The organism is Bradyrhizobium sp. 1(2017), from assembly GCF_011602485.2.
In the GTDB taxonomy this organism is placed as follows: Bacteria; Pseudomonadota; Alphaproteobacteria; order Rhizobiales; family Xanthobacteraceae; genus Bradyrhizobium.
The window spans coordinates 2,171,464-2,195,350 of sequence record NZ_CP050022.2 but is presented as its reverse complement, the minus strand read 5'-3'; the positions used below and the strand labels follow the sequence as shown (position 1 = coordinate 2,195,350).

23 protein-coding genes are annotated in these 23,887 nt (G+C 65.8%); 8 read left to right on the top strand and 15 right to left on the bottom strand.

Going from position 1 to position 23,887, the window contains the following annotated elements:
- Position 1: 1 nt before the first annotated feature.
- On the bottom strand, positions 2-157 hold the full coding sequence (locus tag HAP40_RS10470) for a DUF3096 domain-containing protein (protein ID WP_008562090.1): 156 nt from the start codon (positions 155-157) through the stop codon (positions 2-4).
- Positions 158-380: 223 nt separating this feature from the next.
- Here HAP40_RS10470 and HAP40_RS10465 point away from each other — a divergent pair, with 223 nt between their 5' ends.
- Entirely contained in the window at positions 381-734 is a 354-nt protein-coding gene (locus HAP40_RS10465) for a DUF1236 domain-containing protein (RefSeq protein ID WP_166817878.1), read from the top strand.
- Between the two features lie 255 nt (positions 735-989).
- Here HAP40_RS10465 and glyS read toward each other — a convergent pair whose 3' ends face one another.
- From glyS to HAP40_RS10435, 6 genes are all read right to left on the bottom strand, one after another.
- Positions 990-3,089 (bottom strand): glycine--tRNA ligase subunit beta, encoded by a 2,100-nt coding sequence (glyS, locus tag HAP40_RS10460; protein WP_166817879.1) that lies wholly within the window; start codon positions 3,087-3,089, stop codon positions 990-992.
- Complete coding sequence (locus HAP40_RS10455) at positions 3,089-4,024, bottom strand: glycine--tRNA ligase subunit alpha (protein ID WP_166817880.1); 936 nt, start codon at positions 4,022-4,024, stop codon at positions 3,089-3,091. Before HAP40_RS10455 ends, glyS begins: the two co-directional genes overlap by 1 nt.
- Positions 4,025-4,236: 212 nt before the next feature.
- Positions 4,237-4,428 carry a hypothetical protein gene (locus tag HAP40_RS10450; protein ID WP_166817881.1) on the bottom strand — a complete coding sequence of 64 codons (192 nt, stop codon included), beginning with the start codon at positions 4,426-4,428 and terminating at the stop codon, positions 4,237-4,239.
- Between the two features lie 104 nt (positions 4,429-4,532).
- Complete coding sequence (locus HAP40_RS10445) at positions 4,533-5,441, bottom strand: S49 family peptidase (RefSeq protein WP_166817882.1); 909 nt, start codon at positions 5,439-5,441, stop codon at positions 4,533-4,535.
- 214 nt (positions 5,442-5,655) lie between these two features.
- Complete coding sequence (locus tag HAP40_RS10440) at positions 5,656-6,423, bottom strand: tRNA1(Val) (adenine(37)-N6)-methyltransferase (protein WP_166817883.1); 768 nt, start codon at positions 6,421-6,423, stop codon at positions 5,656-5,658.
- On the bottom strand, positions 6,416-6,643 hold the full coding sequence (locus HAP40_RS10435; protein ID WP_166817884.1) for a DUF2007 domain-containing protein: 228 nt from the start codon (positions 6,641-6,643) through the stop codon (positions 6,416-6,418). Before HAP40_RS10435 ends, HAP40_RS10440 begins: the two co-directional genes overlap by 8 nt.
- Before the next feature lie 131 nt (positions 6,644-6,774).
- On the opposite strand from HAP40_RS10435, the gene HAP40_RS10430 reads away from it, so the two are divergent.
- From HAP40_RS10430 to HAP40_RS10410, 5 genes are all read left to right on the top strand, one after another.
- Positions 6,775-7,782 (top strand): polyprenyl synthetase family protein, encoded by a 1,008-nt coding sequence (locus HAP40_RS10430; RefSeq protein ID WP_128916671.1) that lies wholly within the window; start codon positions 6,775-6,777, stop codon positions 7,780-7,782.
- Positions 7,783-8,204: 422 nt separating this feature from the next.
- Positions 8,205-8,720 carry a winged helix-turn-helix transcriptional regulator gene (locus tag HAP40_RS10425; RefSeq protein WP_166817885.1) on the top strand — a complete coding sequence of 172 codons (516 nt, stop codon included), beginning with the start codon at positions 8,205-8,207 and terminating at the stop codon, positions 8,718-8,720.
- A 1-nt stretch (position 8,721) separates the two neighbouring features.
- On the top strand, positions 8,722-9,984 hold the full coding sequence (gene fabF / locus HAP40_RS10420) for a beta-ketoacyl-ACP synthase II (protein ID WP_166817886.1): 1,263 nt from the start codon (positions 8,722-8,724) through the stop codon (positions 9,982-9,984).
- Positions 9,985-10,043: 59 nt separating this feature from the next.
- The gene (locus tag HAP40_RS10415; RefSeq protein ID WP_166817887.1) at positions 10,044-10,676 is read left to right on the top strand and encodes a LysE family translocator; all 633 of its coding nucleotides are present in this window, start codon (positions 10,044-10,046) and stop codon (positions 10,674-10,676) included.
- On the top strand, positions 10,669-11,547 hold the full coding sequence (locus HAP40_RS10410; protein WP_166817888.1) for an alpha/beta fold hydrolase: 879 nt from the start codon (positions 10,669-10,671) through the stop codon (positions 11,545-11,547). The genes HAP40_RS10415 and HAP40_RS10410 overlap by 8 nt, the downstream gene beginning before the upstream one ends.
- Before the next feature lie 176 nt (positions 11,548-11,723).
- On the opposite strand, the gene HAP40_RS10405 is transcribed toward HAP40_RS10410, so the two are convergent.
- Entirely contained in the window at positions 11,724-12,629 is a 906-nt protein-coding gene (locus HAP40_RS10405; RefSeq protein ID WP_166817889.1) for a LysR family transcriptional regulator, read from the bottom strand.
- 100 nt (positions 12,630-12,729) lie between these two features.
- Between HAP40_RS10405 and HAP40_RS10400 the strand changes: the two genes are divergently transcribed.
- Complete coding sequence (locus tag HAP40_RS10400; RefSeq protein WP_166817890.1) at positions 12,730-13,665, top strand: AEC family transporter; 936 nt, start codon at positions 12,730-12,732, stop codon at positions 13,663-13,665.
- A gap of 121 nt (positions 13,666-13,786) precedes the next feature.
- Here HAP40_RS10400 and HAP40_RS10395 read toward each other — a convergent pair whose 3' ends face one another.
- From HAP40_RS10395 to HAP40_RS10385, 3 genes are all read right to left on the bottom strand, one after another.
- Positions 13,787-14,671: a 4-(cytidine 5'-diphospho)-2-C-methyl-D-erythritol kinase gene (locus HAP40_RS10395; RefSeq protein WP_166817891.1), complete on the bottom strand. Its 885-nt coding sequence runs from the start codon at positions 14,669-14,671 to the stop codon at positions 13,787-13,789.
- 28 nt (positions 14,672-14,699) lie between these two features.
- Positions 14,700-16,496, bottom strand: coding sequence for a tetratricopeptide repeat protein (locus HAP40_RS10390; RefSeq protein WP_166817892.1), 1,797 nt, complete (start codon positions 16,494-16,496; stop codon positions 14,700-14,702).
- A gap of 324 nt (positions 16,497-16,820) precedes the next feature.
- Entirely contained in the window at positions 16,821-18,482 is a 1,662-nt protein-coding gene (locus tag HAP40_RS10385; protein ID WP_166817893.1) for an electron transfer flavoprotein-ubiquinone oxidoreductase, read from the bottom strand.
- Positions 18,483-18,618: 136 nt separating this feature from the next.
- Between HAP40_RS10385 and HAP40_RS10380 the strand changes: the two genes are divergently transcribed.
- Positions 18,619-19,425, top strand: coding sequence for a uracil-DNA glycosylase (locus HAP40_RS10380; RefSeq protein WP_166817894.1), 807 nt, complete (start codon positions 18,619-18,621; stop codon positions 19,423-19,425).
- Between the two features lie 147 nt (positions 19,426-19,572).
- Here the strand turns inward: HAP40_RS10380 and HAP40_RS10375 are convergent, their stop codons facing one another.
- The 4 genes from HAP40_RS10375 to HAP40_RS10360 all read right to left on the bottom strand — a co-directional run bounded on the left by HAP40_RS10375 (position 19,573) and on the right by HAP40_RS10360 (position 23,860).
- Positions 19,573-21,081, bottom strand: a complete 1,509-nt coding sequence (locus HAP40_RS10375) for a glycosyltransferase family 39 protein (protein ID WP_166817895.1) — start codon at positions 21,079-21,081, stop codon at positions 19,573-19,575.
- Between the two features lie 209 nt (positions 21,082-21,290).
- Positions 21,291-22,139 (bottom strand): ribonuclease HII, encoded by an 849-nt coding sequence (locus tag HAP40_RS10370; protein WP_166817896.1) that lies wholly within the window; start codon positions 22,137-22,139, stop codon positions 21,291-21,293.
- A 77-nt stretch (positions 22,140-22,216) separates the two neighbouring features.
- Entirely contained in the window at positions 22,217-22,672 is a 456-nt protein-coding gene (locus HAP40_RS10365) for a VOC family protein (protein ID WP_166817897.1), read from the bottom strand.
- Positions 22,673-22,696: 24 nt separating this feature from the next.
- A complete protein-coding gene (locus HAP40_RS10360; protein ID WP_166817898.1) occupies positions 22,697-23,860 on the bottom strand; it encodes a PA0069 family radical SAM protein in 1,164 nt (387 codons plus the stop codon).
- Between the last annotated feature and the right edge of the window lie 27 nt (positions 23,861-23,887).

Genomic DNA, 23,887 nt, shown 5'->3' with positions numbered 1-23,887 from the left:
CCTAGAAGCGGAGCCACTTCAGGAGCCCGAGCCCGATCGCGCCGTTCACGATGAGGAAGATCGCGACAATCAGATTGAGGAGTCGCGGCATGATCAGGATGAGCACGCCCGCAATCAACGACAGGATCGGCGAAATGTGGGCGACGGTGATGTGCATGAATTTTCTTTCTGTGGAGGTGAGACGAATCGCAGGCGGATCATAGCGATCCCGGTTCCGCGAGTAGAGACGCGCAACGCCGGTGCGAGTTCCCCCACCCACGAAATCTGCCCGAAATTGCCGCTGATGCGGCAGGGCTTTTGCCGGAACATTGCGAAGTCGCATGCATTGGCAACCGATCGCGCCATTGGCGCATCGAAAAATCACGTCGAAGGAGTTGTCCATGCGGAACAGGATTCTTGCTCTTGCAGCGCTCGCGGCCGCGATCGGCTCGCCTCTTGCGGCGCAGGCGCAAAGCGGCGTTACCGTCGGCCGCGCGCCCGCCGTGGTCGACAGCGCCCCGTCGATTGCGGTCGAACAGCGGCCGGCTTTCCGCGAATATGTCGTCGAACAACGTGTACCGGCCTTCCGTGTCCCGGATCGCGTGGTGGTCGGCGCCACCTTACCCGAAAGCGGCGTCACCTATTATGACGTGCCGCAACGTTTCGGCGCGACCACCTATCGCTACACCGTCGTGAACGGAGAGACGGTGCTGGTCGAGCCGCGTTCGCGCCGCATCGTCGAGGTGCTGGACTGAGATCAACCGATTGAAACCGACTAGATGTCCGGCGCGTCACATCAGGCTGGCGCGAGCAGTGTTAATCGGACATCAGGCCCCGCCCGGTTCTCCCCCCGCCGGGCGGGGCATTTTTGTGCGGCTCTCGTGTCCCGGGCAAGCGAAGCGCAGACCCGGGACCCAGAAGCTCCGAGCACGCGGCCGGCATGGGCCCCGGCTCTGCGGCGCATCACGCCGCGAAGACGCGGCGCACTGCGCAGCGTCCGGGGCACGCGATCAATCCTGGATCTTCGAGAAATCCGCCACCGCACGCGTGGCGCTGCGGATTTCGTTCAGCAACTTCAGTCGGTTCTCGCGCACCTTCGCATCGTCATCATTGACGCGAACCTTGTCGAAGAACGCATCGACCGGCGGACGCAGCTTTGCCATCGCGCTCATCGCCGCGGCAAAATCTTCCTTGGCGACGGCGGCACTGGCTTCCGCCTTCACCTCGCCGATCGCCTTCGCAAGCGCCTTCTCCTCACCGAGGCTGTAAAGCGCGGCATCGGGCGCGCCGTCGAAGGTGCGTTTGTCCTTCTTCTCCTCGATCGAGAGGATGTTGCTCGCGCGCTTGGTGCCGGCGAGGAGGTTCTTGCCGTCGTCGCTATCGAGGAACTTTCCGAGTGCCTCGACGCGGCGGACGATCATCAGAAGGTCGTCCTGGCCGCCTAGTGCGAACACGGCATCGACGAGGTCGTGGCGCGCACCCTGCTCGCGCAGCTGGACCTTCAATCGGTCGGCGAAGAAGGTGAGCAAATCGCTCGGAAGCTTTTGCGCATCGGCCGGCTTGACCGGTAAGCCGGCGAGTGCGGACTCCGCCACCTTCATGAGCGACAAGCGCAACGCATTCTCGGTAATCAGCCTGATCACGCCCAGCGCCGCACGGCGCAGTGCATACGGGTCCTTGCTTCCGGTCGGCTTTTCGTCGATGGCCCAGAAACCGACCAGCGTGTCGATCTTGTCCGCCAGCGCCACCGCTACGCTGACCGGATCGGTCGGGACGCGATCGGCAGGTCCCTGCGGCTTGTAGTGCTCCTCGCAAGCCGCAGCGACGGAAGCGTCCTCGCCCTGGGCCAGCGCGTAGTACCTGCCCATCAGGCCCTGCACTTCCGGAAACTCGCCGACGACTTCCGTCAGCAGATCCGCCTTCGCCAGATGCGCGGCGCGCGTTGCCTTGGCGACATCGGCGCCGACGAGCGGCGCGATCTCGGCTGCGAGCCGCTCGATGCGCTTGATACGCGCAGCCTGCGTGCCGAGCTTCTCGTGGAACACGATCTGCTCGAACTTCGGCAGCCGATCCTCGAGCTTCGTCTTCAGATCCGTCTCGTAGAAGAACTTCGCATCCGACAGGCGCGGACGGATCACGCGCTCGTTGCCTGATACAATGACCTTGCCGCCGTCGGCCGCCTCGATATTGGCGGTGAGGACGAACTTGTTGGTCAGCTTCCCTGTCTTGGAATCCCTGACGACGAAACACTTCTGGTTGTTGCGAATGGTGGCGCGGATCACCTCTTCGGGGATCGCGAGATATTCCTGTTCGAACGATCCCATCAAGACGACAGGCCATTCGACGAGGCCGGACACTTCGTCCAGCAGCACCTGATCCTCAACCAGGTCGAACCCTTGTGCGAAGGTCAGTTCCTTGGCATCGGCGAAGATGATGTCTTTGCGCGCCTGCGGATCGAGAATGACCTTGGCGGCCTTCAGCTTCGCCTCGTAGTCCTCGAACCGGCGCACGCTGATTGCGGCCGGCGCCATGAAGCGATGACCGTAAGTGGTCTGGCCCGCCTCGATGCCGTCGACCTCGAACTTCACGACATCGGGCTCTTCGGTCTCGGGCCCGAACGTTGCGGTGATCGCGTGCAGCGGACGCACCCAGCTGAGCGAGCCCGGCTTGCCGGAGCGCGCGCCCCAGCGCATGGATTTGGGCCAGGGAAAGGTGCGGATGATGACGGGCAGGATTTCCGCGAGCACGTCGATAGCGTCACGGCCGGGCTTCTCGATTAATCCGATGTAGAAGTCGCCCTTGGGGTCGCGCTGGATCTTGGCCTCATCCAGCGACTTCAATCCCGTTGCCTTCAGAAAACCCTGCACGGCCGCATCGGGCGCGCCGACCTTGGGCCCGCGCCGTTCGGTCTTCAGATCGGGCTGGCGTGCGGGGATGCCGTGCACGGTCAGCGCAAGGCGGCGCGGCGTCGCGAAGGCTTTTGCGCCTTCGTAGACGAGCCCTTCGGCAACGAGCTTGTCGGTGACCATGCGGCGCAGATCGTCGGCCGCCTTGGCCTGCATGCGCGCGGGGATCTCTTCCGAGAACAGTTCAAGCAACAATTCAGGCATCAGGCCGCTCCGCCCGCTTCGGTACGCATCCAGGCTTCGCCGCAGGCCTTTGCCAATTCGCGAACGCGGAAGATGTAGCTTTGCCGCTCGGTCACGGAGATCACGCCGCGCGCATCGAGCAGGTTGAAGACGTGGCTCGCCTTGATGCACTGGTCATAGGCCGGCAGCGCCATCAGATGCGCCTCGCGCTTGCCGTCCTTCCAGCCTGCTTCGAGATACTTCCGGCAGGCCGTCTCAGCCATCTTGAACTGCTCGAACAGCATCGCGGTGTCGGCCACTTCGAAATTGTGCTTCGAATATTCCCGCTCGGCCTGAAGGAAGACGTCGCCATAGGTGACCTTGGCATCGCCATCGCGGCCATTGAAATTGAGGTCGTAGACGCGGTCGACGCCCTGCACATACATCGCAAGGCGCTCGAGCCCGTAGGTGAGCTCGCCCGCGACCGGCGCGCATTCGAAACCCGCGACCTGCTGAAAATAGGTGAACTGGCTGACTTCCATGCCGTCGCACCAGCACTCCCAGCCGAGGCCCCAGGCGCCCAGCGTCGGACTTTCCCAATCGTCCTCGACGAAGCGGATGTCGTGCAGGGCGGAATCGATGCCGATCGCGGCAAGCGACTTCAGGTACAGCTCCTGAAGGTTCGGCGGCGACGGCTTCATGATCACCTGGAACTGGTAATAGTGCTGCATCCGGTTCGGATTCTCGCCGTAGCGGCCGTCCTTGGGCCGACGCGAGGGCTGCACATAGGCGGCGTTCCAGGGCTTCGGCCCGAGCGCGCGCAAGGTGGTGGCCGGATGGAAGGTGCCCGCGCCCATCTCCATGTCGTAGGGCTGCAAAATCACGCAGCCCTGCTCGGCCCAGAACCGCTGTAGCGCGAGGATGAAGCCCTGGAACGAGCGTTCCGGGCGCATATGGGCGGGCAATGAGGCGTCCATCGTCAGATCGGGCTCTCGCGGGGGGTTGAATCGCGCGGGACCGTATCGACGGCGGGGGTGGGAATCAAGGCGAAGGGGGCGGATTGGCCGTCATTCCGGGGCGCCCGCAGGGCGAGCCCGGAATCCATTTGCGCCGCTCGCTCCGTGGTTCGATGGATTCCGGGTTCTCGCTTCGCGAGCCCCGGAATGACGATTGAGCGGAGGGCGGGCCCCTAACCCGGCCGATAAGCTCCCGTCACGGGGTCACGCTTCAGGGTCTGGATGTCCCCCATGGAGGCGGCCTCGGCGACGCGCGACAGGCGCATCTCCTCCAGCTCCTGGTTGATCCGGATGGCGGTCTTGTAGGCCCAGCGGACCACGGCAAGCCCACCCAGGACGCCCGCGAAAGCGACGAACGGCGGCATCGGTCGATCCTTGTCTAGTGCTCAGCCCCCACGCGCATTGTTGCGCAGACTGAGCTGCGCCGCAATTGGCGCCGCCCGGGCGAAATGGCGCGGAGGCGCGAGCACTAGAACCCGAATTTCGCCCAGATCGCTCGCGTCTCGACGGCCGAGATCAGCTCGTCCGGCAGGCCAGCCGCTGATTCCAGGGCCGAAAGCTGCCCCGCGCCGGGCGATTTCCGCCCCAACAGGCCGGACAACAGGCCGGTCGGCTGCGCGATCACAGGGGTGAGAACCTTCTCGCCATAGCGGGCACGAAGAGTTGAGCGGAGATCGCCGATGCTGTCGGCCAGCCCCAGCGCGACCGCGCTCTCACCGGCCCAGTACTCTCCCGTGAACAGCGTGTCATCGTCGCTCTTCAGCCGCGCGCCGCGGCTGTCCTTGACCAGCGAGATGAAGATCTGGTGGATCTCGCGCTGGATCGCCTTCAACTTGGCGACGTCATCGGCGCGTTCCGGGAGGAACGGGTCGAGCATCGCCTTGTGTGCACCGGCGGTGTAGAGGCGCCGCTCGATGCCGAGCCGCCTGATGGCCTCCTGGAATCCAAAGCTGCCGCCGACGACGCCGATCGAGCCGAGGATCGAGGAGGGATCGCAGATGATCTCGTCGCCGGCGCAGGCGATCATGTAGCCGCCGGAGGCCGCGACGTCCTCGACGAAGATCAACACCGGCAGCTTTTTCTCCGCCGCGAGCTGCTTGATGCGCAGATAGATCTGGCGCGACTGCACCGGCGAGCCACCGGGCGAGTTGATCACCAGCGCCACCGCCTTGGCGTTGCGATAGGAAAACGCCCGCTCCAGCACGCGCGCGACACCCGCGAGCGTCATACCCGGTCGCAAAGGCGTCACCGCGCCGATCACGCCCGACAGCCGCACCACCGGCACCACGGCCGTGCCTGGACGGAACCGCGCCGGAAGATATTGCATGAGCTTGTCGGCCAGGCCGGAACTCTCACGATCGTTCAATTGTTCGGCCATGCCGTTACCTCTGATTAACCATTTCTTATCACGCGACTGTCATTGGAAGTGCCTGGAACGTGTTTTGCAGATTTGTCGTTGGGAAGCTGCAATGAGGCAGCGGAGAACACCATGAAAATCTATCTGCTGATGCTGCTGATCGGTGCACTGTTCATGGCGATCCGTCTGACGACGCCCGAAGAGCAGCAGTCGGAATCGCTTCCGCAGTAAGTTTTCACGACTCCGCCAGCGGCAAGACCGCTCTCCCTTCCAAGACCTCCTTCACTTCTTTTTTAGGCATGCGTGGCTCGTCGTTGAGCATGAGCCCCGGCAGCAGACGCGTCGGCGCCCGGCCGCCCTTCACTGCACGCACCAGAATGCGGATCGCCGGCCGTCCCGCCTCACCGTGAACCGGGAGGATCGCGAGACTTCCGAAGCCGCGTGACAGCGCGGCCACGACGTCCGCGATCCCATCCGCACGCCATATCAGGGTCAGCACGCCGTTCGAACGGAGGATGCGCCGCGCCGCGTGCGCCCATGCGTTCAGCGTCTCGTCACGCGCCACATGCGCGGTGTGGCGTGCCTCGTCCGGCGAACCGCGATGCCGGGCCGGATCGTTGAAGGGCGGGTTCATCAGCACCGCGTCGACGCTGTCGGGCCCGAGCCCGTTTGTGGCAAACGCCTGGGCATCGGCCGTCACATCGAGCACGATCGTCTCGGCCGTAATCCCATTTGCCACTGCATTGGCCCGCGCGAGCTCCGCCAGCTCCGGATCGATCTCGACCAGGCTGAGGTTGATCCCAGCCACGCGCCGCGCCAGCGCGAGGCCCGCCGCGCCGATGCCGGCGCCGAGATCGACCACGCGCTCGCCTGCCCTCGCCTCGGTCGCCGCCGCGAGCAGGATGGCGTCGTGCCCGGCGCGATGGCCGGACCGCTTCTGCTTCAGGCGCAGCTGCCCGCCGAGAAAGGCGTCCTCGGTGATGTCGACCAGGGCCTCAATCATCGCCGCGGAGTTCGTGGCTCAGGCCCGCCTCGGTGAGGAGCTGGCGGGCCTCGACGGCGTCGTCCTCATGGACCAGGATCCGCCGCGGCAGGATGCCGAGCGAGCCCTCGATGATGCTCATGTTCTGGTCCAGCACCAGATGATGGATGTTGGCGCCGTCGAGCAGCGCGCCAATCGCCGAAACCAGCACCATGTCGTTGGTCCGAACCAGTTCACGCAAAACGCAGGTCTCCTGCCTGAAAGGGGGTCAGCGGCAAATGTCAATGGTTCCGCAGCACTTGCCGCATTGGCCGCCAGTTTCTATTGTCTTTCCACAGAATAGCCCTTCCGGGGCAAATATTGGAGACCGGCGTGGCCGTCATCGTACCTTTCGAAACTCCCGGCGCGTCGATCGAAGAGCTGGTTGCCCTTGTCGCTCCTGATATGGAGCGCGTCAACGCCACGATCCTGTCGCGGACCGGCTCGGACGTGACCATGATCCCGGAGGTCGCCAACCATCTGATCTCCTCCGGGGGCAAGCGCCTGCGGCCGATGCTGACGCTCGCCATGGCCAATCTCGCCGGCTACACCGGCGACGGCCACATCAAGCTGGCCGCCTCCGTCGAGTTCATGCATACCGCCACCCTGCTGCATGACGACGTCGTCGACGAGAGCGAGATGCGCCGCGGCAAGCTGTCGGCACGCATGCTCTGGGGCAACGAGGCGAGCGTCCTGGTCGGCGACTTCCTGCTCGGCCAAGCCTTCCGCATGATGGTCGAAGTCGGCTCGCTGCGCGCACTCGACATCCTCTCTGCGGCCGCCGCCACCATCGCCGAGGGCGAGGTGATGCAGCTTGCCGCCGCCAAGAACACCGCAACCACCGAGGACGAATATCTCGCCGTGATCCGCGGCAAGACCGCCGAGCTGTTCGCGGCGGCCTGCGAAGTCGGCCCCGTGATCGCCAACCGCCCGAAGGCCGAGCAGACCGCCTGCCGCTCGGTCGGCATGAATCTCGGCATCGCCTTCCAGCTCGTCGACGACGTGCTCGACTATGGCGGCAAGAGCGCCAAGCTCGGCAAGAACACCGGTGACGATTTCCGCGAAGGCAAGATCACACTGCCCGTCGTGCTCGCCTTCCGCCGCGGCAACGACACCGAGCGCGCCTTCTGGATCCGCGCGCTGGAGCGCGGCGAGATCGGCGATTCCGATCTCGATCATGCTCTGGGCCTGATGAACAAGCACCGCGCGCTCGAGGACACGCTGAGCCGCGCCCAGCATTACGGCGCCATGGCGGTGGACGCGCTGGCCCTGTTCCCGTCCTCGCCGATGAAGAGCGCGCTGGAGCAGGTCGTGGCGTTCTGCCTGGCCCGGTCGCATTAATCTTTCGCGTGCTTAGCGCGTATTGCGGCAACATCCTGGACCCGTACCGCGTGATCTATCGATACAGCGCTGGTGCCGGTACCGATAACGACCAGCCTGCCGCAAACCACTCCCTGTGGTTATGGATCTCGGCTTTCGCCGGGACGACACCGGTGAACTAAGTCCCGACTGTCTCCACATCGTCATTGCGAGCGCAGCGAAGCAATCCAGAATCCCTCCCCGGAAACAGTCTGGATTGCTTCGCTGCGCTCGCAATGACGGAATGTGGCGCGCGACCGTCATTCACTGGCTCGCGTCTCATATCGCTGCGACAGCTTATTCCCGGCAATAACCTCGCGGTCTCATAGCCAGTCCTTTCCAAAACCCGCCTCTACCTTCCCAGTAACTTGCATTTTGAAAGTTACTGACCTACCATCCGCCCCATGCAGCCGAAATCGCCCTCCATCCTCGAATGCCCCGTCGGCCGCGCCGTGGAGACGGTCGGTGAATGGTGGAGCATCCTGATCCTGCGCGACGCGTTTCAGGGCGCGACGAAGTTCGACGAGTTTTCGCAGAACCTCGGCATTGCACCGAACATCCTGTCGCGACGCCTTGCCCATCTCACCGAGAGCGGCATGTTCGTCCGCCGCCGCTATCAGGAGCGGCCGCCGCGCTACGAATATGTGTTGACGGGCAAGGCGCGGGACTTCTTCCCCGTGGTCGTGGCGCTGCTTGCCTGGGGCAACAAGCATCTTGCGCCCAGGGGCGAATCCATCCTGCTGGCGAGCCGGAACGACACCCGTCCGCTCGATCCGGTCGTGGTCGATGCCGCGGACATGCGCCCGATCACGCTCGCCAACACGGTCGCCGTTCCCGGCCCCCGCGCCAGCCGCGGGATGCGCGCGCGGCTGGCTTCGCTCAAGGCCATGAACCCGGCCATTGCGCCGGCCGGAGACTGACATGCGTCGTATCGTCGTGACGGGAATGGGCGCGGTGTCGCCGCTCGGCTGCGGGGTCGAACTGTCCTGGCGGCGGCTGCTCGCGGGCCAAAGCGGACTGCGTCCGCTGCCCGAATGGGCGCAGGCGCTGCCGGCGCGGATCGCCGGGCGCGTGCCCGACAAGGCCGACGACGCCGAGGGCGGCTTCGATCCCGCACAGGCGGCCGCGCCAAAAGACCAGCGCAAGATGGACCGGTTCATCCTGTTCGCGCTGCTCGCGACCGCCGAGGCGGTCGCGCAGGCGGGATGGACACCGCAGGACGCGAGCGCGCAGGAACGGACCGCGACGATCATCGCCTCCGGCGTTGGCGGCTTTCCGGCGATGGCGGAGGCGGTGCGCATCACCGGGGAGCGCGGCGCCCGCCGGCTCTCGCCTTTCACGATCCCTTCGTTTCTCGCCAATCTCGCCGCCGGCCACGTCTCGATCAAATACGGCTACCGGGGACCGCTGGGCACGCCGGTCACGGCCTGCGCCGCCGGCGTGCAGGCGATCGGCGATGCCGCGCGCATGATCCGTGCCGGCGAGATCGATGTCGCGATCTGCGGCGGCGCGGAGGCCTGCATCGACATCGTCAGCCTCGGCGGCTTTGCCGCGGCCCGCGCGCTGTCGAGCGGCTTCAACGACGAGCCCGTGCGCGCCTCACGGCCGTTCGATCGCGACCGCGACGGCTTTGTGATGGGCGAAGGCGCCGGCATCTTGGTGATCGAGGAATTGGAGCATGCGCTGGCGCGCGGTGCGGCGCCGATCGCGGAGATCGTCGGCTACGGCACGAGCGCGGATGCCTATCACATGACATCGGGCCCGCCCGATGGCGAGGGCGCCCGCCGCGCCATGGAGATCGCGCTCCGGCAGGCGAATCTTGCGCCCACGGAATTGCAGCACCTGAACGCGCATGCGACCTCGACGCCGGCCGGCGACGAGAGCGAGCTTGGCGCCATCGCCACGCTGTTCGGCCGCAATCGAAACATCGCCGTGAGCGCGACCAAATCGGCCACCGGCCATCTGCTCGGCGCCGCCGGCGGCCTCGAGGCAATCTTCACCGTGCTCGCTCTGCGCGACCAGATCGCGCCGCCGACGCTCAATCTCGAAAATCCTGATCCGGGCGCGGACGGCATCGACATCGTCGCAAGCAGCGCGCGACCGATGCCGATGCAGAACGCCATCTCCAACGGGTTCGGCTTCGGCGGCGTCAACGCCAGCGTGATCTTGCGCCGAATGGGCTGAACGAGAGGGCTTTGAACAAGAGGCCTTGCAATCGCGACAGGCTTCGTTACCAAAACAGGATGATCGAACCGAATTTTTGGCTGTTCCTGGCCGCCGCCTGCCTCATTGCCGCCGTTCCCGGCCCTGGCATCTTCTACGTCGCAGCGCGGACCTTATCGGAGGGGCGCGTCAGCGGCTTTGCGTCGACCGCGGGCACGGCGCTGGGCGGACTGGTGCATGTCGTGGCGGGCAGCCTCGGCATCTCCGCGATCATCCTCGCCAGCGCCGAGCTGTTCGCAGTGGTGAAATTCGTCGGCGCACTCTACCTGGTCTGGCTCGGCATCAAGACGTATCAACGCGCCGGCCGCGCGCTATCGCTCGAGAACGAGCCCGTCGGCGACAAGCGCGCGTTCCGCGACGGCGTGCTGGTCGAGGCGCTGAACCCGAAGACCGCGGCGTTCTTCCTCGCCTTCATTCCGCAGTTCCTCGATCCCGCGGGATCGAGCCCCACGCTGCAGTTCATCGTGCTCGGCGCGATCTCGGTGGCGCTGAACACGCTTGCCGATGTCGTCGTGGTGCTGATGGCCTCGGCGACGCGCGCGCAGCTGACCGGACGGCCGCATCTGATGCGGCGCCTTTCGCAAGGCTCCGGCGTCTTCATCGCCGGCCTCGGCCTTTCGCTCGCGCTGGCGCGGCGGCCGGCAAATGGCTAGCGCCCCGCAAAGCCGCTCTTATGAATCGCACGGCCTGCGGCTGCACTACGCGGACTGGGGCAACGAGAGCGCGCCCGTCGCCGTCCTGGTTCACGGCGGCCGCGATCATTGCCGGAGCTGGGACGTCATCGCGCGCTCGCTGCAGCCGCATTTCCACCTCGTTGCGCCCGACCTACGCGGTCACGGCGATTCCGACTGGACCAAGGGCGGCAGCTACGCGCTGACGGAATACGTGTACGATCTCGCACAGCTCGTCCGCAGCATCGCCGCGCCCCAGGTGACGCTGATCGGCCATTCGATGGGCGGCATGGTCAGCCTGATTTTTGCAGGATCATTCCCCGGGCTGGTCTCGAAGCTGGTCGTGCTCGACGGCGTGACCATGTTGCCGGATGCGCCAAAACCGCCGGTGCATGAACGCATCGGCAAATGGGTGGCCCAGCTCGACAAGCTGCACGACCGCACCCCGCGCCGCTATGCGACGCTCGAGGACGCAGCGGCGCAGATGGTGCTTCACAACAAGCGGCTCGCCCGCGACCTCGCGCTGCATCTCGCCACGCACGGCGCACGGCAGAACGAGGACGGCTCCTATAGCTGGAAGTTTGATCCCTATCAGCGCGCCAGCGCGCCGCACCGGCTTTGGCCGGACGATCACGTCGCATTGTGGTCGCGCATCAGCTGCCCGACGCTGCTGCTCAATGCCGGCGAAAGTTTTCTGGCCGGCGCGAAGGCCGCCGGCCTGGAGCGTTATTTCCCGCAGGCGCGCATCGAGACCATTGCCGGTGCTGGACACTGGCTGCAACACGACAAGCCGGAAGAAGTGCTGGGTGAGATCCGGCGGTTTCTCGGACTGGCCGAGGACGGCGCGGGTTAGCTCCGCGGCCGTAGGGTGGGTAAAGCGAAGCGTGCCCACCACTTCGATCGCGTGAGTTGGATGCATGGTGGGCACAGCGCTATCGCGCCTTTGCCCACCCTACGGCAGTTGCGTAGCCCGCATGAGCGTAGCGACATGCGGAGCGCTGCAAGAAAGAATTCCGGACATCGCTTCGCTCATCCGGGCTGCGGATCATCACCCACCGCGACACCACTTCGCGCTTCCGCCAGAAATGGCGCCAACGCCGGATTGAGATTGCTCGGCCGCCACGCGACCACGTGCTCGATGATCGGCGCATCTTCGAGATCGCAGAACACCAGGTTCGTAATTCCGAGCTTCGCCATCGACTGCGGCACCAGCGCGATGCCGAGATTCTCTGCCACGAGGCTGACGATGGTCTGCTGAAGCTCGACCTCGAGCCTGAACGTCGGCTCGAACCCGCCCGAACGACAATAGCTCACGATCGACTGGCGTAGCCGCGGCGCCACCTCGGCCGGCGCTGCAATGAAGGCTTCGCCATTGAGTTGCGCGGCCGAGATCGCCGTATGCGAGGCGAGCGAATGACTGGCGTGCACCGCCAGGCTCAAGGGCTCGCGATAGATGACTTGCGTCGCGAGCCCACGCACCGGACCGGGATCGAACAGGATCGCTGCATCGAAGCGCCCGGTCAGCACCGCGTCGCCCAGGATTCCGGGGATCGCTTCACGCAGCTGGACGCGCACACCCGGGTGGCTCGCCATGTAGCGCCGCGTCAGGCCCGGCAGGACCGTATAGGCCGCGTGCATCATGAAGCCGACCGAGAGTTCGCCGAGTTCGCCCCGCTCGGCCATGCGCGCGTTCTGGCAGGCCTGGTCGAAACTGATCAGCACTGCCCGCGAGTCCTCCAGAAAGCGCCGGCCGGCAGGGGTCAGCGTCGCCCGCCGCGACTGGCGGTCGAACAGCCGGACTCCGAGTTCCTTTTCCAGGGTCGCGATCTGCCGGCTGAGCGGCGGCTGGCTGATGTGAAGGCGTTCGGCGGCGCGGCCGAAATGCAATGTCTCGGCCACAGCCACAAAGTAGCGCATCTGTCTGACGTCAATCATGATTATACCAAAAAGGTATGAAGCAGTGCAGCAATCAGTATTGGATGATATCGATCTGGTTGGATAGAGGTAAGTCGCCCTTCCAAGACCAGGTTCCCCGATGCTCTCCACCCTCGCGGCCGTCCTCCCCATCTTCGCGCTCATCTTCGCCGGCTGGCTCGCCCGGCGCATCGGCGTCCTCGGCCCGCATGCCTCCAGCGAGCTGAACCGCTTCGTCGTCTATCTCGCCCTTCCGGCCCTGCTGTTCGACATCGTCGCCCATGCCCAATGGGCCGAGGTTTGGCAGCCGCGCTTCATCGCCGCCTTCGGCATCGGCGCGGCGCTGGTGTTCTGCCTGACCATCGCCGTTCGCCTGCGCCGCCCGCGGCATCTCGCCGATGCCGCCATCGACGCCCTCAATGCGGGCTATGCCAATACCGGCTTCGTCGGTTTCCCGCTGGCGCTCGCCGCACTCGGGCGCGAGGCGCTGGCGCCGACGCTGATCGCTACGATCATCACAGTCTGCATTCTCTTTGCGATCGCCATCGTGCTGATCGAGACCGGATTGCAGACCGAGAAGCGGCGGCGGCATCTCGTCGCCAAGGTCGGCAGCTCGCTGATCCGCAATCCCCTGCTCGTCGCTCCCGCCGTGGCTGCGATCGTCCCGGTCACCGGCCTCGGCGTACCCGATGCCGCCGAAAGTTTTCTCAAGCTCCTGGGCGGCGCAGCCTCGCCCTGTGCGCTCGTCGCGCTCGGCCTGTTCCTCGCCACCAAGCGCGAGAGTTCGGAGACAAACGTCGGATCAGCGGCGCTCCTGGTGAGCTTCAAGCTCGTGCTTCAGCCGGCCGTCACCTGGGTGATGGCAACCGCGGTGTTCGGCCTGCCGCCGCTGCTCACGCATGTTGCGGTGCTGCTGGCCGCGCTCCCGACCGGCACGGGTCCATTCATGCTGGCGGAGTTTTACAAACGCGAGGCCGCGATGACGTCGAATGTCATTCTGGCATCGACGATCACATCGATCCTGACCATCAGCGGCTATCTGGCGCTGGCCAGGTAAACGATCGTCAAGCGCCGGGGCGGCACAGGCGCGACAGCGCCGTGCACCATGCATCCATGTCGATCGATAGAAGTGGTGGGCACGCTTCTGCCTACACTACGGCAGTCTGGCGCAGTCGCGCCTAGCTCAACGTGCCCGCATGCACCCACCAGCCGGGGTGATCGCGCCGGATCTTTTCGGCGGCGGCATGGGCCTCGGCCGGCGCGCCATAGATCGCAAAGCACGTCGCGCCAGAGCCGGACATGCGAGCGAGCTTGACGCCGGCTGAATCGCGCAGGGCTTCCAGCACCTCGCCGATCACAGGCTCGATGCGCATCGCAGGCGCTTCGAGATCGTTGCCTACCGTTTCGAGAACCTTGACCCAATCGGCGACGGAGCCGCCCTCTTCCGGCCAGGCCGGGGCGCGGATGACGTCGGTGATGCCGACCAGCAGCTCGCCGTGGCGCAGGCCCAGCGCCTTGAACACGTCCGTGGTCGCGACCGGCACGCGCGGGTTGACCATGACACAGGGCATGCTCGCAAGCGCAAGCGGCAACAGCTGCTCGCCGACACCGGTCATGTCGCAGGCGCGCGAGACGAGGCACACCGGCACGTCCGCGCCGGTCGCGAGCGCGACCTTCTGGAGGCGGGGATCATCGAGCGCCAGATCGTTGAGACGCGCAAGCAGCCGCAGCGCCGCCGCGGCATCGGCCGAGCCGCCACCGATGCCGGCCGCGACCGGAAGCACCTTGTCGAGCGCGAAGGCGCCGAGCTTCAGGCCAGGGACGGCCTCGGCCAGAAGCCTGGAGGCCTTGATCACGAGATTGTCGGCGGTATCGCCGCAGGCCGCAGCGAGTGGCCCCGTGGTGGTGAGCTTCAGCTCGCCACCCGGCTCCAGCGTGAGCCGGTCGGCGCAATCGGCAAACGCAACCACGCTTTCGAGATCATGATAGCCGTCGGCACGACGGCCGACGACGCGAAGGCTCAGATTGACCTTCGCGCGCCCCTCTTCAATCAACGCCGACATCGGCGACACGCCCCCAACTTCACTCAGCTCAACCGCCCTTGCCGTCGTCCTTCTTCTTCTCGGCCTGCGCCGCGGAAGAGTTCGAATTGTCGTCCGGAAGACCGTTGGCGAGCTTGGCCTCGATCTTCGGCAGTTCTTCCGGCTCGGGCTTGAGATCGCGCGCGTGCGACCACTGGAATTTCGCTTCCAGCGTGCGGCCGACGCGCCAATAGGCGTCGCCGAGATGATCGTTGATGGTGGGATCCTCGGGCTTGAGATCGATCGCGCGCTCGAGGTTCTTCACCGCCTCCTCGTAATTGCCGATGCGGTAATAGGCCCAGCCGAGGGAATCGACGATATAGCCGTCGTCGGGACGCTGCTCGACGGCACGCTTGATCATCTTCATGCCTTCGTCGAGATTCACGCCCTGGTCGATCCAGGAATAGCCGAGATAGTTGAGGACGTGAGGCTGGTCGGGCTGGAGTTCCAGCGCCTTCTTCATGTCGGCCTCGGCCTTGCTCCACTGCTTGGAGCGCTCCTCGCAGATGCCGCGATAATAGTACCAGACGCTGTTGGCCTTGTCGTTGCCGGCCGGCAGCACCTCGATGCCCCGCGAATAGGTCGTGCCGCAATCGCCGAACTTCTTGCGGCCGCGCTCGATATTGCCGAGCGCCATGATGGCCTCGAGATCCTTGGAATCATCGGTCGTGACGCCTTTGAGGATCTTGATCGCCTCGTCGGTGCGATCGGCGGAATCGAGGTCAATGGCGAGCTGGATCTGCGCGTTGCGCTTGAGCGGCGAGGTCGCGGGCACCCGCTCATAGACCTTGATCGCCATCTGGGGCCGCTTCACCGATTCATAGAGATCGGCGAGGGAGAGCAGCGCCAGCGGATGGGTCGGCTGCAGGTAGAGCGCGAGCTGGAGATAGACCAGCGCGAGATCCTCGCCGCCGCGGCGGGTCAGCGTGGCGCCGATGCCGTAGAGGGCTTCGGCGGCGCCGGCTTGCGCGGAATCGACGAGCGGCGACATCTTCTTGCCGGCCTTGGTGTCGCGCAGACCTTCCTGGATCAGCGGATGACGCGCGAGCTTCTTGTCGAAGGCCTGGTAGACGGTGGTGGCGGCGGCGGCATCCTTGTTGCGCGACAGCCAGCGCGCATAGGCCTCGGTCACGCGCAGCATGGAATCGTCGAGCTTGTAGGCGCGCTCGAAGCGGGTGCCGGCGTCCTTCTCCTTGCCGGAGAGCTCGAGGATCATGCCGGCATGGAGGTCCTTGAACAGCGGATACCATTCCGGACCGGCGAGCTTGTCGATGGTGGCGACGCCGCCCTTGGCATCGCCCGCACCATAGGCGGCCCAGCCTGACAGCAGCGTGGCGACGAGATCGGTGATCGGACCACGGATCGACTGGTTGATGTTGGTTTGCGCCGTCGCGTACTTCTTCAGCTTGAGATCATGCACGCCAACGACGAGCCGGGCGACGCGGTTGGTCTTGTCGATGGTGAGGATGCGTTCGGCGAGCTTGACCGCCTCGTCGATGTCGCCGTCGGCGACCGACGAGATGAAGGCACGGTCGAGCAGTTCGTTGTTTTTCGGATCGGTACGCAAGGCCGAGCGGTAGAATGCGGCGGCCGAGGCCGCGTCGCGCTCGACGCTGGCGTGGCGGGCGGCGAGATAGCTGCCGGCACCGGTCAGCGACTTCAGATCGTTTCGGGTCGGAAACTGCGCCGCCGTGCTCTCCGGATGATCCGGCGTCTGCGCCAGGACCGCGCCGGGGACCGCCACGATCGCAGTGCCCATCAGGGCGATGGCGGCAGCAGTCCAGCGGTTGAAACGATTTGAGAACATCAGGGCTCGCCTTGAGTTGGTAGTGCCTGGGTTTGCAGCAGAAGGCCGTATCGCATGCGAACGCGGCCGGTGGCATCGGGACCCGGAACCGTCAGGCCGACAATGCCGCTTTTGGCGCGTCGCCGCAAGGATTCGGACCGGGCGATTCCTGTCGCACGTCCCCAAATCGGCCAAGTGATCCGCCAACAGCGCCCCAAGACGCCGCTACTATGGCCTTATCGTGGCCGCGGGCCGCTCCCGCGACCCGGTCCTCACGCGAACGTGCGTCACATTGCCGGGGGCCAGTAACCTGGGTCACATCGGCCCTGGCTGCACGATACCGGCTTACATGGCCTCGTAGTTCGGGCCACCACCACCCTCCGGGGGAACCCAGGTGATGTTACCGTTGGGGTCCTTCACGTCGCAGGTTTTGCAGTGGACGCAATTCTGGGCGTTGATCTGGAAACGCGGGCTCGTCCCCTCCTCGACCCACTCATACACGCCAGCCGGACAATAGCGGTTCGAGGGACCGGCGTAGACGTCGTGCTCGGAGGTCTTCTGGAGGTTCATGTCCGTGACCTTGAGATGGACCGGCTGGTCCTCCTCATGATTGGTGTTGGACAGGAACACCGACGAGAGCTTGTCGAACGAGATCTTGCCGTCGGGCTTCGGGTAGTTCTTGGGCGCATGCTGCTTGGCCGGATCGAGCGTGGCGCGGTCGTGCTTGACATGTGACTGCGTGCCGAACAGCGACGCGCCGAACAGCGTGTTGCACCACATGTCGAAGCCGCCGAGTGCGACGCCGATCACGGTGCCGAACTTCGACCACAACGGCTTGACGTTGCGGACCAGGAACAGATCCTTGCCGACCGATGAGGATCGCCAGGCGTTCTCGTATTCGACGAGCTCGTCATTGGCACGATCGGCCGCCAGCGCGGCGGCGACATGCTCGGCCGCGAGCATGCCGGTGCCCATCGCATTGTGCACGCCCTTGATGCGCGGCACGTTGACGAAGCCGGCCGCGCAGCCGATCAGCGCGCCGCCGGGGAAGCTGAGCTTCGGCACCGACTGATAGCCGCCCTCGGTGATGGCGCGCGCGCCGTAAGCGAGCCGCTTGGCGCCCTCGAACGTGCCGCGGATCGACGGATGGGTCTTGAAGCGCTGGAATTCGTCGAACGGCGACAGATAGGGATCGTCGTAGTTGAGATGCACGACGAAGCCGACGGCAACGAGGTTGTCGTCATAGTGATAGAGGAACGAGCCACCGCCGGTCTTCATATCGAGCGGCCAGCCGAAGGAATGCTGGATCAGGCCCTTCTGGTGCTTGGCGGGATCGATCTGCCAGACTTCCTTGAGGCCGATGCCGAACTTCGGCGGCTCGCTCTTGGCATCCAGCGCGAATTTGTTGATCAGCAGTTTGGTCAGGCTGCCGCGGGCACCTTCGGCGAACAGCGTGTACTTGCCGAGCAATTCCATGCCGCGAGTGAAGGAGTCCTTCGGCTTGCCGTCGCGGCCGATGCCCATGTCACCGGTGGCGATGCCCTTGACCTTGCCGTCCTCGTCATAGAGCACTTCCGCGGCGGCAAAGCCCGGATAGATCTCGACCCCGAGCGCCTCGGCCTTGCGCGCCAGCCAGCGACAGACATTGCCGAGCGAACCGATGTAGCAATGATGGTTGTGCATCAGAGGCGGCATGATGAAGTTCGGCAGCTTGATTGCGCCGTCGCCGGTCATCCAGAAGAAGCGGTCGTCCTTCACCTGCGTCTTCAGCGGGCAGTCGGAATCCTCGCGCCAATCCGGAATGAGCTTGTCGAGCCCGGACGGGTCGATCACGGCGCCGGAGAGAATATGCGCGCCGACCTCGGAGCCCTTCTCCACCACGACGACGTTGAGATCGGCGTTGAGCTGCTTCAGCCGGATCGCCGCGGCCAGGCCCGAGGGGCCGGCGCCGACGATGACGACGTCGAATTCCATGGATTCGCGCGGAGGAAGTTCTTCGGTGCTCATCTGATCTCAGCCCTTGAGACGATCCTTGGTCGATTGCGCCCTCTTGTTTCCGATTTTTTCGGGTAGGACAACCTCGGAAATGCATTTCGCTGGGATGCAAGGCGACCCAAACTGATATAGAAGTCTGACTTTCCAAATGATCCCCGAACCCGCACCCACCGTCCGAGAGCTTCTCGCCTTCTATCTGGAGGCCGGTGTCGACTGCGCGCTCGCGGAGGAACCGATCGACCGCCTGGCGGAATTGGATGCCCCGCCGCCGGCCCCGCGCGCGGCGCCGGCGGTCGAAGCGCCGCGGCCGGTCGCTGCGCCCACCGTCATGCGCGGCGAGGCTGCCCCTGCACCCGACGTCGCGACCGCGTCCGCACGCGAGGCCGCGCGCACCGCGCCGACGCTGGAAGCCCTCCGCGAGCTGATGCAGAATTTCGAGGGCTGCGCGCTGAAGCACACTGCGACGCGGCTGGTGTTTGCCGACGGCAATCCCGATGCGCGCATCATGTTCGTCGGCGAGGCGCCGGGCCGCGACGAGGACATCGAAGGGCTGCCCTTCGTCGGGCGCAGCGGCAAGCTGCTCGATCTGATGATAGGAGCCATAGGCCTCAACCGCACCACGGCCTACATCGCCAACGTCATTCCCTGGCGGCCGCCCGGCAACCGCACCCCGACGCCGCAGGAGACGCAGATTTGCCTGCCCTTCATCCAACGCCAGATCGAGCTGGTGAATCCGGATGTGCTGGTGACGCTCGGTAATCCCTCGACGCAGACGCTGCTGTCGACGCGTGAAGGCATCATGCGCACCCGCGGACGCTGGTTCGACTACGAGACCGGCCAGCGCACCATCCGCGCGTTGCCGACGTTCCATCCGGCGTATCTGTTGCGCTCGCCGGCGTACAAGCGGCTGGCCTGGCAGGACCTGCGCGCGATCGCGAAGGCGCTTGCGGGATGATGCTCGTGTCCCGGACGCGGTGCGGCACGCAGTGACGCTCCGCAGAGCCGGGACCCAGAAAGCAGCACAGTACGATGCGGCGAGATGGGCCCCGGCTCTGCAGCGCACCGCTTCGCGATGCGCAGCGTCCGGGGCACGAGACCGGCCTCACATCCCTTTCGGCCGCACGATGGCCCAGCCGATGCGCAAGAGCTGCTGGCGGCCGGTGACCAGCCATTCGAAGGCGCGCGGGACTTCGGGTACGATGTCGGGGAAGCGCTTGAGGATCTCCGGCGGCGGGGTGCCGGCGGTATCGGAGGCGCGCCAGACCACCACGCCGCCGGTCTCGCTGAACCTGGCCTGATTCATCCATGGCGTCCGGGCCGGGTCGGCGTCGATGAAGAGATGCGGGCGGCCGGAATGCAGCGTGATCAGGCTCGCAAGCTGGGTCTCGCCGGCAACGGCGCGCAGGCGATGGTTGGTGCGGCGGGCGAAACTCTCGTCGAAGAAATCCGAGATCGCGCGCGCCGGCATCGAGGTGGTGATCTCGTTGGTGCCGGTCCAGGGGAGGAGCAGGACGGCGAGCACGACGCCGATGGCGGGCGCCACGACCGCGGCGGCCCAGACCAGGCGCAGCATCCGCGCGCGGCGCATCGCGATGAGATCGCCAGCCGTAACGACCACGGCAAGCCCGGACATCACCAGCACGACACCGGCGCCGCCAACGACGGATTCGAACCCGAGCAGGCCGGAGATCAGCACCGCGCCGAGGGCAGGTGCGAGCGCGAAGAAATAGACGAAGTTGCGCGCGACCGGCGCGACCGACGGCCGGTAGATGATCGGCGGCTCCTCGCCCTTGTCGGCAAACAGGCCGGCGTTGAGGAAGGTCAGTGCGGGGATCGCCGCCGCGCCAAGCACGAGCCCACCAAGCAGCCAGGCCGCGTGCAGCGCGCGAGCATTGAGCTCCGGAACCTGCGGCAAGGCCGGCAGCGTCAGCGTTTCAGCACGCATCAGCCAGACCGCATAGGGCAGCGCCAGCACGGCGACGACGATCAGCGCGAACAGTGGGTCTAGTCCGCGCAGCGTCCTGCGGCCGCCGGTGGTCGAGACCGCGAAGGCGACGATCAGCAGGAGGAGGAAGATCGCGGCGGGCGTGGTCAATAACAGGAGGCCTGCCTCGATCGACCAGGCGAACCAGGCATTGCCGCGTCGCTGGCCGATGATCTGCCAGGAGTGCAGCAGCAGGAGCGCCCAGAGCGGCCGCGCCAGCACCAGGGGGCCGAAGTCGAGCGCAGAGGAGGAAAAGGCCAGCACCGTCATGGTCAACAGGACGGCGAGCACCGCCTGCTGCGAGCCGACCACGGCGCGGGAGAGATGGTAGAGCGCAATGAAGGTCGCGATCTCGCAGAGCTGGGCGAGCACATAGACGCCCAGCATGTGGCCGCCGGCGGCGCGATAGGCGATGTCGGCGAGCCAAACCGGCAGGGGCGGGCCGAGGTCGGTGCCGACCTGGTACTCCCGGCCGAAGGCCAGCAGCGTCGCGAGGCTGCCGGGCGGGCTGCGGTAGAACACCAGCGCGACGAACAGCCACATCGCAGCCTGCAGCAGCACGGCGATCCACACGATCAGCCGCGGCCGGGCGCGAATGAGCTCGATGACCAGGGAGGTAAAGCGCATGCAACGTCCGAAAGATGCAGCCAACCCGTCCAGCCGGCCCTATTCGCTCACATCCGTTTTGATAAAGGGCGTCACGAGTCGTGGCAACCGCCGCAGGTCGTCATGCCCGGGCTTGTCCCGGGCATCCACGTATTTCGGAGCAAGCAGCAAAGACGTGGACGGCCGGGTCAAGCCCGGCCATGACGATGCGGAGGCTGCGGTGCATGGCCCTAGAGATTTGCGGAGACATCGATCTCCACGCCCGCGTCCAACTGCACCTCGACCTCGGTCACCGAGAACAAGTCCTGCACCGGCTCGACCGTCCACGGCATGTGCTTGGCGCGGGCGGCGACGACGGGCGCGAAGAAGCTGCGGTGGTGAATGGAGGGGCCGAGACGATCGAGCGCGTCGAGATGCTCAGGCACGGCGTAGCCCTTGTGCTGCTCGAAACCGTAGCCGGGACAGTCCTGCGCCAGCGCGCACATCAGCCGGTCGCGGGTGACCTTGGCGACGATGGACGCCGCTGCAATCGACAGCACGATACCGTCGCCGCCGATCACCGCCTCGCAATCGCATTCCGTGTCGAGCCGGTCGCGGCCATCGACAAAGACGTGTCTCGGCGGTTCGGGCAGCGCCACCACCGCGCGCTTCAGCGCCCACAGCGAGGCACGCAGGATGTTGTCGCGGTCGATCCGCGAGGGCGAGGCGACGGCAACCGAAACCTGCGCCGTGGCGCAGATCTTGTCGAACAGCTTTTCGCGCTCCTCGGCCGTCAGGCGCTTGGAATCGTCGATGCCGCGCGGGATGCGGTCGGGGTCGAGAATCACCGCCGCCGCCACCACGGGGCCGGCGAGCGGGCCACGGCCGGCCTCGTCGCAACCGGCGACCGGCCAGACACCGCGCTTGATCAGCGCGCGCTCGCGGCGAAAGCTCGGCGGGGCGATGGCGATGATGCCTTTCTTCCCGGCCGGCGCTTTGGCTGTCTTGGAAGGCGCAGCTTTTCTCGCAGCACCCTTCTCTGGCGCGCCCTTCCCTGGCGTGCCCTTGGCCGGCTTCCTGGCAGACTTGTCCCGAATCATGGGCGGGATCGTGCGCAAGCGGCCCGACCAGCGCAACCGGGAACCCGTCGCAATTCCCGTTATTCAGGTGACGACCGCTACTCGGCCAGATGCACCCGCCGATCCTCGCCGACCTCGATGCCGGGTGCGACCACGACCTCCCAGGGATGGCCGTCAGGGTCCGTGAAATAGCCGGAATAGCCGCCGTAATCGGTCTCGTGCGCAGCTTTCAGCAAGGCCGCCCCCTTCCCGAGGGCGAAGGCCAGCACCGCATCGACCTCCTCGCGCGTCCGGCAGTTCCAGGCGAGCGTCATCCCGCGAAAGGCCTGCGGCCTCGGATTGTCCGGCAACGCCGCGTCGGCAGCGAGCTGATCCCAGGGATATAAGGCGATCACCGGACCACCGGTCTCGTAGAACGCGACGGCCTCGCCGGTCGCCTTCAGCCGGCGCGAAAAGCCGAGCGCGTCGTAAAAGGCGATGCTGGCGCGGATGTCGCTCACACCTAACGTGATGACGGTGAGCCGCGGCACCGGCACAGTGAGTTCCGTGGCCATGAAGAGCCTCTTCCAAATCTCGGGTCAGAACAGGCTGAGCTGATCGCCGTTCCGCTTCGGCCGCGCAAAGTGATCCGTGGTCAGCTTGGAGCGGCGCTTGTTGAGGCCGAGCCGTTCGCAGGCGATCTCGAAGCGGCGGCCGATGGTCCAGGCCATCGGGCCGGTTCCCTTCATCCGCTCGCCCCACTTCGCATCGTAGTCGCGGCCGCCGCGCATGTCGCGGATCAGCGTGAAGACGTGACGATAGCGATCCGGATAGTTCGCCATCAGCCATTCGCGGAAGAGATCGCGCACCTCCAGCGGCAGCCGCAGCAGCACGTAGGAGGCTTCCTTGACCCCGGCATGGGCGGCGGCATCGAGGATGCGCTCGATCTCGGAATCGTTCAGCGCGGGGATCACGGGCGCGACCATCACCGTGGTCGGAATGCCGGCCTCCGAGAGCTGCTTCAGCGCCTCCAGCCGCTTCGGCGGCGTCGCGGCGCGCGGCTCCATGGTGCGCGCGAGCTTCGGATCGAGCGAGGTGACCGAGATCGCGACCTTGGCGAGATTGCGCTTGGCCATCCGCGCGAGAATGTCGATGTCGCGCACCACCAGCGCCGACTTGGTGACGATGCCGACGGGATGCCCGGCGCGCTCCAGCACCTCAAGGATGCCGCGCATGATCTTCCGCTCGCGCTCGATCGGCTGATAGGGATCGGTGTTGGTGCCGATCGCAATCATCCGCGGCTCGTAGCCTGACGCGGCGAGCTCCTTCTCGAGCAAAGCCGGTGCCTCGGGCTTGGCGAACAGTTTTGACTCGAAGTCGAGCCCGGGCGACAGGCCGAGATAGGCATGGGTCGGCCGCGCGAAGCAATAGACGCAGCCGTGCTCGCAGCCCCGATAGGGATTGATGGAGCGATCGAAGCCGATATCGGGGGAATCGTTGCGGGTGATCACCTTGCGCGAGGTGTCGACGCCGACGCTGGTCTTGAACGGCGGCAGCTCCTCCAGGCTGTGCCAGCCATCGTCGAAGGCGACGCGGGCCTCGGCCTCGTAGCGACCGCTGGCATTGGACTGCGCGCCCCGCCCGCGCCTGCGCGCGCGGTCGATGGCGACGCCGAGCTCGGGGAAATCAGAGTCCGCACCCGCCGGCTCGGAGGGCGCCTTGACCGGCGGGTGCTTGAGAGCATGAGAGGATGCTGGACTCATGCAGCCAAGATAGCATGCAAACGGAAC